This is a genomic window from Glycomyces sp. NPDC048151, from assembly GCF_043202775.1.
Classification (GTDB): Bacteria; Actinomycetota; Actinomycetes; order Mycobacteriales; family Micromonosporaceae; genus Glycomyces.
The window spans coordinates 467,781-481,258 of record NZ_JBIDBB010000006.1; the positions used below are offsets into that span (position 1 = coordinate 467,781).

Sequence of the window (13,478 nt, forward strand, 5' to 3'; positions counted from 1 at the left end):
GTCCGTTCGGTCAGGTGTGGCTGTCCGTTCGTAGGATGCGCAGCGGTGCCCGTCCGCTCGTCTTAGCGGGTATCCACACCGCATCGTCACGATAGAACGGAACCGACCGTGACCGGATCCCATGTCCATTCGGGGGCGCCGCCCGGGCCCCCGCCGAAGACTCCGCAGAGCGAGTTCGAGGACTTCGTCCGGGCCAGGTCGGGGGCGCTGTGCGCCTCGGCGTACCTGCTCACGGGCGACCGGGGGCTCGCCGAGGACCTGGTGCAGGACGCGCTGGCGCGCACGTGGCGGTCGTGGAAGCGGCTGCACCGCACCGCGAACGCCGAGGCGTACACCCGGCGCACGATGTACCACCTGCACGTGAGCCTGTGGCGGCGCAGGAAGGTCGCCGAGATCGCGACGGAGGCGCTGCCGGAGCGCCCCGACGACGAGCCGGACACGGCGCTGCGGCTCGCGGTGCACGCGGCGCTCCTGTCGCTTCCGGCGACGCAGCGGGCCGCGATCGTGCTGCGGTACTTCGAGGACCACACCGAGGCTTCGGCGGCGGCGATCCTCGACTGCCCGGTCCCGACGCTGCGGGCCCGGGTGCAGCGGGGCCTGCGGCGGCTGCGGAACGGCTTCCCCGAGCTGGTGCTCGGCGGGGATCCGGGGACGCACCTGGCGCGGTGGGAGACGGAGTTCGCGAACGTGAGGGGAGAGGCCAATGCCTGACTCGATTCGCGAAGTGCTGCAAGGCATCGCCGAAGTGGAACCGCCTTCGCGGGACCTGGCCGCCGGGGCGTACCGGCGGGCGCGGTCGATCGCGCGGCGGCGGGTGGCGACGATCGCGTTCGCCGTGGTCGCGGGGCTGGCGATGGCGGGCGGGACGACCGCGGCGATCGTCGACCGCGACCGGGCAGAGGAGCTGCCTCCGGCGGTGGACCCCACGGTCGGGGCGACCGATCCGACGACGGTCCCGGACGACGACCCGACGGCGGAGGACGAGGCGACGCCGACCGGGGCCGAGGCCCCGTGCGGGCTGGAGTGGTCCGGTTGGGCGCCTTCGGGTTCGATGACCGACCTCGGGACGCTGCCCGACGGGCTCGTGTTCGAGGTGCGCCAGGACGGCGCTTCGGCCGAGCCGACGTTCGTCCGCTTCGAGGGCGGCGAGCCGCAGACGGTGCTGCAGAACGACGGCGAGTACTTCATGGCGCCCGACGGGAGCCGGTTCCTGGTGGGCAGCCCGGACGGCTGCACCGGGACGGTCGCGACCCTCACCGGCGACAAGGTCGACGGGGTCGGGGTGTTCACCGCGCAGTGCAAGCCGTCATGGTCGCCCGACTCGGACCGGGTGGTGCTCAACGAGGCCGACGCGTCGAGCACCGGCGGGTACCTGCTCGACCTGTCCACAGGGGAGGCAGCGGCGGTGCCTGAGGAGGTCGGCTGCTCGCCGCGCTGGTCCGGCGACGGCGAGTTCCTGGTCAGCTCGGACGGCTCGGTCGCGATGCGCCCGGACGGCGGCGACCGCGTCGAGCTCGCGGGCGCCGAGGTGTGGAACGCGGACGAGGAGTTCACGGGCGTCTCGTCGGTCTCGGCCGACCTGAGCCGGGCGTGCCTGCAGTACGACGACGCCGAGACGGCGCAGGCGGGGCACACGCAGGCGCACCGCTGCGACCGGTACGTGGACACCGCCACGGGCGAGGTGCTCGACCTGCCGGTGGAGGCCCAGAACCCGAACGTCGTGTTCCTGGCCGACGGCTCGATGATCGTGTGCGACGACCAGTACGGCCAGATCGTGGTGACCCTGGCCGACTCCGACGGGAAGACGATGAACGCCGTCCAGCTCCCCGGCCAGAGCTCGGGCGGGACGATCCTGCGCGGCTACTACACCGGCTGACAGGCAGCAGAGAAGCCGCTGTCCTTCACGTCGAGAAGGGCAGCGGCTTCGGCTAGTCGGAGTTAGAGCGCGCGCAGGTTGGCGGCCTGCGGGCCCTTCTTGCCCTGCTCCACCTCGAACTCGACCCGCTGGTTCTCCTCCAGCGAGCGGTAGCCGCTGCCGGTGATCGCGGTGAAGTGGACGAAGATGTCGGGGCCGTCGCCATCAGGAGCGATGAAGCCGAAGCCCTTTTCGGAGTTGAACCACTTGACAGTGCCTTGCGCCATTACTGCGTTTCCTTGCGATGTTGATCTGCGGGCCCGCCCGCGCGCGCTCCGGGAACGGAGCGGCCCGCGGCGCGGCCCGTGTGTGCTGCCATTGCTGGCCTTCCACCGATTCTGCGAAAAATACTCCGAACCGGCTTCTGCAACCTACAATACCCCGGCTCCGTCGAACTGGGTCTTGTAAAGCTCGGCGTAAATGCCGCCGAGGCCCACGAGTTCGTCGTGGGTGCCGGACTCGGCGACCTTCCCGTCCTCGAGGACGACGATCCGGTCCGCGCGCCGCACCGTCGAGAGGCGGTGGGCGATGACCAGGGACGTGCGGCCTTCGAGCGCCGAATCGAGGGCGCGCTGGACGGCCGCCTCGGACTCGGAGTCCAGGTGCGCGGTCGCCTCGTCGAGGATCACGATCGGCGGGGCCTTGAGCAGGACGCGCGCGATCGCCAGCCGCTGCTTCTCGCCGCCGGAGAACCGGTAGCCGCGCTCGCCGACGACCGTGTCGAGCCCGGATTCCAGGCGGCGCACGGTGTCGCCGATCTGGGCGCGGTCGAGGGCCTCCCAGATCTCCTCGTCCGAGGCTCCGGGGCGGGCGTAGGCGAGGTTCTCGCGGACGGTGTCGTGGAACAGGTGCGCGTCCTGGGTGACCATGCCGATGTGCGCGGCGAGCGAGGCGGCACTGAGGTCGCGCACGTCGACGCCGCCGACCTCGACCGAGCCGGCGGTGACGTCGTACAGGCGCGGCACCAAGGCCGCCGTGGTCGTCTTGCCCGCGCCGGAGTGGCCGACGAGCGCCACGAGCTGGCCCGGGGCGACCTCGAAGGAGACGCCGTCGAGGATCTGGCGGCCGTTGTCCGAGCGGTCGGGCCGGGCCAGATCCTCCAGGCTCGCCAACGAGACCTCGTCCGCCCCGGGATAACGGAACCGCACGTCCCGAAACGCGATCGAGGAGGCCCCGGGAGGCAGGTCGCGGGCGTCGTCCTTCTCGCGGATGAGCGGCTGGAGGTCGAGGACCTCGAACACGCGCTGGAACGACACGAGCGCGCTCATGACGTCGACGCGGACGTTCGACAGGGCCGTGAGCGGCCCGTACAGACGCGTCAGCAGGAGCGCCAGCGTCACGACGGTGCCCGCGCTGAGCTGCCCGGCGAACACGAGCGCGCCGCCCAGGCCGTACGCGAGGGCCTGCGAGAGGCCCGCTACGAGAGTGAGGGCGACGATGAACGTGCGCGCGTACATCGCGGTCGTGATGCCGATGCCGCGCACCCGGTCGGCCTTGTCGGCGAACTCGGCGGACTCGGTCGCAGGGCGGCCGAAGAGCTTCACCAGCATCGCGCCGCCGACGTTGAACCGCTCGGCCATCTGCGTGTTCATGGCCGCGTTCAGGTCGAAGCCCTCCTTGGTGAGCTGAGCGAGCTTGCGGCCGACCCACTTGGCGGGCACCAGGAACACCGGCACGAGCACGAGCGAGAGCAGCGTGATCTGCCAGGACTGGAAGAACATGACGCCGATGATGAGCGCGACCGCGATGCCGTTCGAGACGAGCCCGGAGAGGGTGCTCGTGAACGCCCGCTGCGCGCCCATCACGTCGTTGTTGAGCCGCGAGACCAGCGCGCCGGTCTGCGAGCGGGTGAAGAACGCCACCGGCATCGACTGGACGTGGTCGAACACGGCCCGCCGCAGGTCGAAGATGATGCCCTCGCCCAGTTTCGCGCCGTACCAGCGCATGGCGAGGTTGAGGAGGCCTTCGACCGCGGCGAGCCCGGCGATGACCGCGGCAATCGTGACGACGCCGCGCTGCGTGCCGTCGGCGCCCGTCAACTCGTTGACGATGTCGCCGGCGAGGACCGGGGTGGCCACGCCGATCGCCGCGATGAGCGTCACGAGTCCGATGAAGAACGCGATGTCGCGCCGGTAGGGCCTCGCGAAGCGGAGGATGCGGCGCTTCACGCCGCGGGAGAGTGTGACGCCTTTGAGGTCGTCCGCGCGCCGCATGGAGCGCATCGCGTCCCATCCGGCAGGTCCCATCGATGACACCGGGCCTCCTGTGTTCAGGTGTGCGCCCAAGTGCGTCGTCGGCCGCGCTCTCGACTGCCTGCAAGGCGGAGCGGGTGGGCTTGGGCAAGCTGCTGTCTAGTCGACACCGTCAACGCCCGGCCCGGCCCGGTTTATTTCCGCGGGCCCTTCCTCGCGCCTCCCCGGGTGCGCAGCTCGGTGCCGGACTCGGCGAGGAGCCGGTGCACGAAGCCGTACGAGCGCCCTATGGTTGAGGCGATGTCCCGGATGCTCTTCCCTTTCTCGTACTCGACGCTCACGAACTCGGTGAGCTCGCGGCGCTCGGTGCCCCTCACCTGCCGGTTCGGGTCGGTCCTGGCGGACTCGGCCGGGGGGAGGCCGGGAACACCACTGCTGCGGGGTGGAACCTCTGGTGCCATGTGTCCTTTCCTAAGCACGGAGGGTAATGAAGGTGCGTTGTGAAGTTTGCCGGAGTTTTCTCGCCCGGCGGTCGCTTGTGTCGGATACCCGATAGTTTCGTAACGTGACCGCACCGCAGACCTCATTCACCGACCGGGTCGACGCCCTCGACCCGGCCCGGCGGCGCCACGCGCGCCTGCGGGACGTCGGCATCTGGATCACGCTGCTCGTCGCCACCCTGACGCTGGCGTCGGTCGCGGTCGAGACCTCGTCCGAAGTGGTCGGCCCGACGACGCTCCCCTGGTGGCCCGCCCAGGACCTCCAGTTCCACGTCACGGTCGGCATGGTCGTCGCGCCCCTGACCGCCGCCGCGGTCCTCGCCGTGGCCTCGCGGCCCATCGCCGCCCGCATGTCGTGGAACACGCTGCTGGTGCTGTCGTACCTGGCCGCGATCGCGTGGGCAGGCGCCCTGCACACCAATGTGGACCCCACGACGATGACGACGGCCACCGCCGGCGCGCGGCAGGCCATCGCGCTCCTGGTGTCCTACACCGGATCCCAAGCGGGCCTTGCGATCACCGTCATCGCGATCTCCTGCCTCTCGGTGCCGCTGACGATCGTCGCCGTCAAGTCCGTGGCCGGACCGGTCGCCGCCCGCGCCCTCTCCCCCGTGCTCATCCTCGGGCCCTGGGCGGCCTGGACCACCCTCGGCATCGACGGGATCTCAGCGGCCGCGTGCGCGGCCGTGCTCGCGTGCGGCGCGGTCGTCTCGGAACGGAAGGTCCGCGGCGCGGACGCGTTCTGGGGCGCGGCGGCCGCAGGCGGCCTCCTCGGCATCGCGGCGCTGCTGTCCTACGGCGCGGCGTGGTTCGCGGTGTCGCTGCTGTGCCTGTTCTACGCGCGGCGGCGGTCCGGGCAGATCCTCGTCGCGGCCGCCTCGGCCCTCGCGGTGCTGGCGCTGGCCGCGACCCTCGGGAACTCGTGGCCGTACGGGCTCGTCGACACCTACAACGCGGCGATCGGCGAGATCGCCGCGCACCCGGGGCAGCTGTGGTGGCTCGCGCTCATGCCCGCGCTCGTGCTGGCGGCGTGCGGCCCGGCGGTCATCGAGAGCATGCGGCGCTTCGGGTCGAGCGCGGCGTGGCCGCTCATGATCGGCCCGCTCATGGCGCTCATGATCGCCCCGCTGAGCGGCTCGAACCCCGAGCAGCCCGAGTACGGCTGGATCGCCTTGTGCCCGTGGCTCATCGTGGCCGCCACCGCCCCGCGGATCCACGGCGCGAACGCCGCGGGGAAGCCCGGAGCGCCGCGCACCCGCTCGGTGCGGGTCCCGCTGGTGGCAGCGGCGGCGGGCGCCTGCGCGGCGATCGTCCTCATGTACTCCGGCTGAGTCCGGCTTTCCGGCCACGCTCCTCGCTACGGCGTCCAGACCTCCGCCACGACCTCCGGGGGGTTCTCGCTCCCGGAGTCGAGAAGGCCCGTGACGACCAGGCGGGCCATTGCTCCTTCCGAGGTCCTGAGGCAGAACACCGAGTCCTGCGCGAAATCTCCGACCGGACCAGGGGCGCCGGGCTCGAACTCCCAATCCCCCGATCCGACCTCCTGTCCGAGCAGCGCCGCACAGCCCGACCGGTCCGTGCCGGGCTCAGCCCGGACCGCGTCCAGTTCGCCGTCGGTGAACTTCGTGCTGAGATTCCAGTCGCCGTCGCAGGTGTCCCAGGTCAGATCGACATGCGGCTCGAAGTGCGTCGTGAACGGCACCATCGTGAAACCGACGACGCCGTCGTCCACGTCGTCGAAGTCGATCGCCTGCGCCTCGCACTCGCCGGGAGCGCTCTCGGTATCGCGCAGCGTGAGCGCGAACTCCGCGCCGCCGTCCGTCTCACCGCCGTCCGACTCGGTGGGGTCCGGCCCGACGCCGTCCGAACCACCGCCGCCCTGGTCCCCGCCCCAGACCAGGAACCCGAAGGTGACGATCCCCGCGAGCGCAGCGACTATCTCGATGGAGCGGCCGGCCTTGCTCCCCAGGACCTTGATCCACTTGCGACGGGCTGGTTCGACGTGCTCGGACATGGCGGCTCCAGGCGGGGTGAAACGTCTTGCCGCACATCATAGTCACAGGTCGCACACGCCCGGGTACGACGAAGGGCGGCCGCGCAATGCCGCGGCCGCCCCGATCAGGTCGGTGTCAGGCGAGTTCGACCAGTTCCATCAGGTCGTCGGACCACAGGTCCTCGTCGCCGTCGGGCAGCAGAATGGCGCGCTCGGGGCGCAGCGCCTGCACCGCGCCCGGGTCGTGCGTGACCATGACGATCGCGCCGCTGAACCCGTCGACCGCGTCGAGCACCTGCTGGCGGCTCGCCGGGTCCAGGTTGTTCGTGGGCTCGTCGAGCAGCAGCACGTTCGCACCCGAGCACACCAGGCTCGCCAGCGCCAGCCGCGTCTTCTCCCCGCCCGACAGCACGTGCACGGGCTTGTGCACGTCGTCGCCGGGGAACAGGAACGCGCCCAGGATCTTCCGCAGGTCCGCGTCGGGCAGGTCCGCGCCCGAGTCGGAGGCGGCCGACTGCATCTGCTCGAGCACCGTGCCGGTGTGGTCGAGCGTGTCGTGCTCCTGCGCGAAATAGCCGATGCGCAGCCCGTAGCCGGGCTCGACCTCGCCCGTGTCGGGTTCGAGCGTCCCGGCGAGCATCCGCAGCAGCGTCGTCTTGCCCGCGCCGTTGAGGCCGAGGATGACGACGCGGGAGCCGCGGTCGATGGCGAGGTCGACGCCGGTGAAGATCTCCAGCGACCCGTAGGACTTGGAGAGGCCGCTCGCGGTGAGCGGGACCTTGCCGCACGGGGCGGGCTGCGGCAGGCGCACGTCGGCGACCTTCTCCTGCAGCAGGTCCTCTTCGAGGTTCTCGATCATCTCCTCGGCGCGGCGCAGCATGCCCTTGGCGGCCTTGGCCTTCGTGGCCTTCGCGCCGAGCTTCGCGGCCTGCTTGGTGAGGGTCGCGGCCTTCTTCTCGGCGTTCGCGCGCTCGCGGCGGCGGCGCTCGGCGTCCTCGGCCCGCTGGCGCTGGTAGGCCTTCCAGCCGAGGTTGTAGGCGTCGATGACCGAGCGGGTCGGGTCGAGGAACCACACCTTGTTGACGACCTCGTCGAGCAGCTCCACGTCGTGGGTGATGAGGACGAGGCCGCCCTTGTGCCCGGCGAGGAAGCCGCGGAGCCAGTTGATGGAGTCGGCGTCGAGGTGGTTGGTGGGCTCGTCGAGGAGGAGGATGCCGTCGCCGTCGTCGGAGAAGAGGATGCGGGCGAGCTCGACGCGGCGGCGCTGGCCGCCGGAGAGGGTCTCGAGCGGCTGGGCGAGGATGCGGTCCTCGAGGCCCAGGTTGGAGCAGATGCGCGCGGCCTCGGCCTCGGCGGCGTAGCCGCCGCGGGCGGAGAACTGCTCTTCGAGGCGGGAGTAGCGGTTGACGAGCTTGTCGCGTTTGGCGTCGTCGGCTACTTCGGCGAGCGCGGCCTCGGTCTTGGCGAGGTCGGCGATGAGCTGGTCGAGGCCGCGGGCGGAGAGGACGCGGTTCGACGCGGTCTGGGTGAGGTCGGCGAAGCGCGGGTCCTGCGGGAGGTAGCCGAACGGGCCGTTGGACTCGATCTTCCCGGTGTAGGGCTGGGTGAGGCCCGCGAGGACGTTCATGGTGGTGGTCTTGCCGGCGCCGTTGCGTCCGACGAGGCCGATCCTGTCGCCGGGCTGGATCCGCAGATCGGCCCCGGACAGGAGGATGCGCGAACCGGCGCGCAGCTCGAGACCGGTGGCGGTGATCATGGGGCACTCCTTCAGGCGATGGCGGCCGGGAACGGCGACCGGTGAGGCGGCGATTTTGCCGCAGACTTTCCAAGTTTAGGCGGCGTCGTACGTCACGGTCATGGCGATATGGTCGGTGCCACCATGGGGAGGCGCACGGTCACAATCCGTGTGCAATATCCTCCGTTCGGAGGAGGCGCGGCCGCCCCGGGGTGCCGACCTCTGCCGAAAGGGGACCAGTTCCGGCGTTGTATCGCCTGGTCATGGGCTTAGTGTCCATTTCGGGTCTGTTACGTTTCCCCGCGCTATGGGCAAACATGACGACACCAGCGACAACGCTGGCAGAGAAATGACCAGCCGCCGACTCCGGGCCGTCCTCCGGCGCCGCCGCATCCGTCGCGAACGTCACAGCTGGCGTTTCGTGAACGGTGGGCTCGCCGCGGCGATCCTCGTCGGCTCCGGGCTCGCCGCCCTTTCGGGGCAGAACGCAGCGGCGCAGGCCGCCGAGGCGGAAGAGCAGCAGAACGACACGGTCGTGCAGACCGACTGGCAGGTGGACACCGTCCTCGCGGGGATGGAGACCGAGTGGAAGGCCGAGCAGGCCGAGCGCGAGGCCGCCGCGCGGAAGGCCGCCGAGGCGGCCGCCGCGAAGAAGGCGGCCGAGGAGGCCGCGGCCGAGGAAGCGGCCCGTGTGGCCGCTGAGGAGGCCGAGCGCGCCGCCGCGGAGGCCGCCGAGGCCGCGAACCCGTGGACGCTCCCTTCGGACGCCGCGATCACCTCGTACTACGGGATGCGCAACGGCTCGATGCACGGCGGGACCGACTTCGGCAACAACGAGGGCGACGAGATCAAGTCCGTCGGCGCGGGCACCGTGACCTACGTCGGCTACGAGGCCGGGGGCTACGGCAACGTGGTCTACGTCGAGCACGAGGACGGCACCGAGACGCGCTACGCGCACGCCTCCGAGGTCCTGGTGAGCGTCGGCGACGAGGTCGCGAAGGGCGACACGCTCATCCTCGCGGGCACCACGGGCAACTCGACCGGCCCGCACCTGCACTTCGAGGTGCTCATCGACGGCGAGAAGGTCGACTCCCTCGCCTGGCTGCAGGACAAGGGCCTGGACGTCGGCTAGCGCCGGACACTGACCTATCTCTCTCCTACAAGTGAATATGCGGCGGCGGCCCTGAGGTTTCATCTCCTTCAGGGCCGCCGTCTTTCGTGCTAGCGCAGCGTGAGCTGCGGTTCGATGAGCGTCAGGTCGGGGACGTCGACGCCGTCGAGCTTGCGCGTCAGGTGGCGCACGGCTGTCTCGGCCATGACCTCGGCCGGGATGAGCACCGACGGGAGCTGCGGGTGGGTGCGCTCGGCGACCTCGTCGGGCCCGATGACGACCACGTGGAAGTCCTCCCCCACGCGCTTGCCCGCGTCGGCGAGCGCGTGCATGACGTGGCCGACCGCGGGTTCGTTGTGGACGGCCAGGCCGGTGAGGTCCGGTTTGGCCGCGAGCAGCTCCTTCACGGTGCGCTGCACCGAGACCGGGTCCTCGGGGCAGGCCCAGGCCTCGGCGCTGGGTCCGCCGCGGCCGAGGAAGCCGTCGCGCACGCGCAGCGCGAAGCTGGTGCGGCGGGCGTAGACCGCCTCGGGGGCGCCGAGCAGGACGACGTCGCCGCAGCCGCGCTGCGCGAGGTAGTCGACGCAGACGCGGCCCGCGGCGGTGAAGTCGAGGTCGACGCAGGTGAGGCCCTCGGCGTCCTCGGGGATGCCCATGAGGACGCTCGGGAGTCCCAAGCGGCGCAAGGCGTCCACGCGCGGGTCGGCCAGCTCGACGTCCATGAGGATGAGGCCGTCCACGATGGCCGACGCGGCGACGCGGGCGAGCCCGGCCGGGCCTTCGTCGGCGGTCATGAGCAGGACGTCCTGGTCGTGGCGGCGGGCCTCGGTGACCGCGCCGGAGGCGAACTGCATGAGCACCGGCAGGTGCATGCCCTCGCGCAGCGGCAGCATCATCGCGATGACCCCCGCCCGCCGGGAGGCGAGCGAGCGCGCCCCGGCGTGCGGGTGGTAGCCGAGGTCGGCCACGGCCGCCATGACGCGGTCGGCGGTCTCCGGGGAGATCGACCGCTTCCCGCTCAGCACATAGGAGACGGTGCTGGCGGCGACGCCCGCGCGGGCGGCGACGTCGGCGATCGTGACGCCTCGGCCCGCCATCAGGACTCCCGGCCGAAGGTCAGGGAGGCGAGGCGCACGGGACCGGACTCGAAGGTCACGTACAGGTCCTTGACCCCTTCGATGCGGCCGAGCTCGACGGTGGCGTCGGTGTAGTCGTAGACGCCGTCGGTGGCCGGGGTGTCGATCTTGGCGAGGACGTCGCCGTCGAGCGGGTCGTCCACGCGCAGCGTGATCTGCGAGGCCTGCCCGGCGACGCGGGCGGTCACGGTGGCGTATCCGGGTTCGAAGTCGCAGTCGCCCAGCATGATCCAGCCGCCCGCCTCCTCGGCGGCGATCACGTCGCCGGAGGTGCGGTTCTCGTCGCGCCACAGGACGCCCTCGTAGAGGTCGTTCGCGGTGGCGGCCAGAGGCTTGGAGAGGTCGCGGGCGCCGACGACCTCGCCGTCGACGCGGACCGACGCCGACAGGACGATGTCCGTGGCGGAGCGGCCGACCATGAGGCGCTGGCGGGACTTCTCGACGATCATGCGGTCGGTGACGTTGTCCCAGTGGGCGAGCTCGTCCACGGCGACCGTGAAGGACACGGTGCGGGTCTCGCCCGCGGCGAGGCGGACCTTCGCGAAGCGGCGCAGCTGGCGCAGCGGCTGCTTGACGCGCGAGCCGCACTGGTGGGTGTAGAGCTGCACGACCTCGACGCCGTCGCGGCCGCTGGTGTTGGTGACGTCGACCGTGACGTTCAGTTCGTCGCCCGGCCCGGCGTGCGCCTTGTCGGCCTTCAGGTTCGCGTACTTGAACTCGGCGTAGGACAGGCCGTGCCCGAACGGGTAGAGCGGCTGGCCGAGGTAGTAGAGGTAGGTCGCGTCGGAGGCCACGATGTCGTAGTCGAGCATCGCGGGCAGCTCGGCGGCGTCGGTGTACCAGGTCTGCGGGAGGCGGCCCTCGGCGTCGCGGTCGCCGTAGAGGACGTCGGCGAGCGCGTTGCCCCACTCCTGGCCCCCGTGGCCCGACCACACCACGGCGCGGGCGTGCTTCGCGGCCCAGTTCGCGGCGAAGGGGTAGGAGGAGGTCATGACCAGGATCGTATTCGGGTTCGCCTCGTGGACGCGGCGCAGGAGCCACTCCTGGGCGCTGGGGAGGCGCAGGTCGGTGCGGTCCTCGGTCTCGCGGCCGTTGACCAGCGGGTGGTCGCCGAGGACGGCGATGACGACGTCGGCGTCCGCGGCGAGCGCGACGGCCTTGTCGTGGCCCTTGGAGACGAACTCGAAGTCGAACTCGGCGGCGTCGGCGCGGTCGTCGCTCAGGACGATCCGGGCGTCCTGAAGGGCGAACCATTTGCCGTTCTCGGTGCCTTCGGCGCGGTGGATCTGCTGGATGGCGACCTTGCCGCCTTCGAGCTCGACGATGCGGAAGGTCTCGTGCACGTCGAACTCGTGCGGGCCGACCGAGTCGGCGCCGACGGTGCCGTCGAGGCGGCCGTCGACGTAGAGGCCGGTGGCGGCGTTGCGGGCGGTGTAGGACCAGCCGCCCCAGTCGAACAGGTCGAACTGGGCGGCCGCACCGGTGGTGTCGGTGATGTCGAGGGCCTTGCCGTCCTCGACGGCGGTGACGTAGCCGCTCTTGTGGCGCAGGCGGATGCGGTCGACGCCTTCGCAGTAGACGACCTCGGCGCGCTCCGAGAGGGCTTGGCGGGCGGTGACGGCGTACGGGAGGGTCCCGGAGTACCAGTCCTGCATCTGGAGGTCGGCGAACGGGCCGACGACGGCGATCTTCTTCGGGGACGGTTTTCCGGGGCGCAGCAGCGGCAGGACGCCGTCGTTCTTCAGGAGCGTGATCGACTGGGTCGCGGCCTCGCGGGCGAGCGCCTGGTGCTCGGGCGAGTTGACGACCTCGTCGCCGATGTGCGCGTACGGGTCCTCGGGGTCGAACTCGCCGAGCCCGAAGCGCACGTGGAGGTTGCGGCGCACGGCCGTGTCGATGTCGCCCTCGTCGAGGAGGCCGCGCGCGATCGCGGTCTCGACGTGGACGAGGACGCCCTGGGAGTCGAGGTCGTCCTGGGTGAAGGAGTCGAGCCCGGCCTTCACGGCGGCGGCGTACGCGGTCGGCAGGTCCTCGAAGTAGCCCTGGAGGATCGCGAGGTTGTTGGGCGCGTAGGCGTCCGAGACGATGAAGACCTCTTCGTCGGTCCAGGTGCGCAGCTCGTCGTTGACGAGCGGGGTGACGTGCGCGGGGCGGCCGTTGACGAGGTTGTACGAGAGCATGACCGCGACCGCGTCGCCGCTCGCCAGTGCCGGGCGGTGGGCGGCGAACTCGTACTCGCGCAGGACGCGCGGGGGCATGTTCGAGGAGGTGGTGCAGCGGTCGGCCTCGTTGCCGTACGCCAGGAAGTGCTTGACGGAGGGCGCGGTCTTCCACACGGAGCCGTTGTCGCCCTTGAGGCCGCGCGCGTAGGCGGCGCCCATGAGGCCGGTCATGCCGGCGTCCTCGGAGTAGCCCTCCTCGTTGCGTCCCCAGCGGGGGTCGCGCAGGGGGTTCACGGTGGGGGCCCACACGTTGCGGCCGACTTTGACCGGGTCGTTGTGGTTGAACGCGAGCACCTCGTCGGCGACGGCGGCGCCGACCTGTTCCACGAGCTCGGGGTTCCAGGTCGCGCCCAGGGCGACCACCTGCGGGAAGACCGTGGCCTCGCCGAGCCACGCCAGGCCGTGCAGCGCTTCGGTGCCGGTCTTGAAGGGGCCCATGCCGAGACGTTCGACCGGGCGGTGGTACTGGTGCAGGAGGCCGATCTTCTCGTCGAGGGTGAGACGCGAGAGGAGGTCGGCGACGCGCTCGGCGCGCGGCAGGTTCGGGTCGCGGAAGGCGGGGCGCGGGTCGTTGTCGCTCATGGGTTGACTTCCTTGCTTGGACGTCGCTGTCGTGTGAAGGCTGTGCTCTTGAAAACCCGTGTCGAAGCGCTTCGATTGCCATTCCGCTGCCG

11 protein-coding genes are annotated in these 13,478 nt (G+C 71.1%); 4 read left to right on the forward strand and 7 right to left on the reverse strand.

Features of this window, described 5'->3' with window-relative positions; translation table 11 throughout:
• The first annotated feature begins 108 nt into the window (after positions 1-108).
• On the forward strand, positions 109-711 hold the full coding sequence (locus ACGGCP_RS17280; RefSeq protein ID WP_392967195.1) for a SigE family RNA polymerase sigma factor: 603 nt from the start codon (positions 109-111) through the stop codon (positions 709-711).
• Positions 704-1,876 carry a hypothetical protein gene (locus ACGGCP_RS17285; RefSeq protein ID WP_392967197.1) on the forward strand — a complete coding sequence of 391 codons (1,173 nt, stop codon included), beginning with the start codon at positions 704-706 and terminating at the stop codon, positions 1,874-1,876. Before ACGGCP_RS17280 ends, ACGGCP_RS17285 begins: the two co-directional genes overlap by 8 nt.
• Positions 1,877-1,938: 62 nt before the next feature.
• On the opposite strand, the gene ACGGCP_RS17290 is transcribed toward ACGGCP_RS17285, so the two are convergent.
• The 3 genes from ACGGCP_RS17290 to ACGGCP_RS17300 form a co-directional block, all read right to left on the reverse strand.
• Positions 1,939-2,142, reverse strand: coding sequence for a cold-shock protein (locus tag ACGGCP_RS17290; protein WP_392967199.1), 204 nt, complete (start codon positions 2,140-2,142; stop codon positions 1,939-1,941).
• A gap of 144 nt (positions 2,143-2,286) precedes the next feature.
• Positions 2,287-4,161, reverse strand: coding sequence for an ABC transporter ATP-binding protein (locus tag ACGGCP_RS17295; RefSeq protein ID WP_392967292.1), 1,875 nt, complete (start codon positions 4,159-4,161; stop codon positions 2,287-2,289).
• 140 nt (positions 4,162-4,301) lie between these two features.
• On the reverse strand, positions 4,302-4,568 hold the full coding sequence (locus ACGGCP_RS17300) for a helix-turn-helix domain-containing protein (RefSeq protein ID WP_392967201.1): 267 nt from the start codon (positions 4,566-4,568) through the stop codon (positions 4,302-4,304).
• 104 nt (positions 4,569-4,672) lie between these two features.
• Between ACGGCP_RS17300 and ACGGCP_RS17305 the strand changes: the two genes are divergently transcribed.
• Positions 4,673-5,938 carry a hypothetical protein gene (locus ACGGCP_RS17305; RefSeq protein ID WP_392967203.1) on the forward strand — a complete coding sequence of 422 codons (1,266 nt, stop codon included), beginning with the start codon at positions 4,673-4,675 and terminating at the stop codon, positions 5,936-5,938.
• A 26-nt stretch (positions 5,939-5,964) separates the two neighbouring features.
• Here ACGGCP_RS17305 and ACGGCP_RS17310 read toward each other — a convergent pair whose 3' ends face one another.
• Together ACGGCP_RS17310 and ACGGCP_RS17315 are read right to left on the reverse strand one after the other, a co-directional pair.
• Positions 5,965-6,621, reverse strand: coding sequence for a hypothetical protein (locus tag ACGGCP_RS17310; protein ID WP_392967205.1), 657 nt, complete (start codon positions 6,619-6,621; stop codon positions 5,965-5,967).
• Positions 6,622-6,736: 115 nt separating this feature from the next.
• Complete coding sequence (locus ACGGCP_RS17315) at positions 6,737-8,356, reverse strand: ABC-F family ATP-binding cassette domain-containing protein (RefSeq protein ID WP_392967207.1); 1,620 nt, start codon at positions 8,354-8,356, stop codon at positions 6,737-6,739.
• A 400-nt stretch (positions 8,357-8,756) separates the two neighbouring features.
• On the opposite strand from ACGGCP_RS17315, the gene ACGGCP_RS17320 reads away from it, so the two are divergent.
• Positions 8,757-9,467, forward strand: coding sequence for a M23 family metallopeptidase (locus ACGGCP_RS17320; RefSeq protein ID WP_392967209.1), 711 nt, complete (start codon positions 8,757-8,759; stop codon positions 9,465-9,467).
• Positions 9,468-9,556: 89 nt separating this feature from the next.
• Here ACGGCP_RS17320 and ACGGCP_RS17325 read toward each other — a convergent pair whose 3' ends face one another.
• Together ACGGCP_RS17325 and ACGGCP_RS17330 are read right to left on the reverse strand one after the other, a co-directional pair.
• Positions 9,557-10,543 carry a LacI family DNA-binding transcriptional regulator gene (locus tag ACGGCP_RS17325; protein WP_392967211.1) on the reverse strand — a complete coding sequence of 329 codons (987 nt, stop codon included), beginning with the start codon at positions 10,541-10,543 and terminating at the stop codon, positions 9,557-9,559.
• Positions 10,543-13,386, reverse strand: a complete 2,844-nt coding sequence (locus ACGGCP_RS17330; protein ID WP_392967213.1) for a glycoside hydrolase family 3 C-terminal domain-containing protein — start codon at positions 13,384-13,386, stop codon at positions 10,543-10,545. The genes ACGGCP_RS17325 and ACGGCP_RS17330 overlap by 1 nt, the downstream gene beginning before the upstream one ends.
• Positions 13,387-13,478 lie beyond the last annotated feature (92 nt).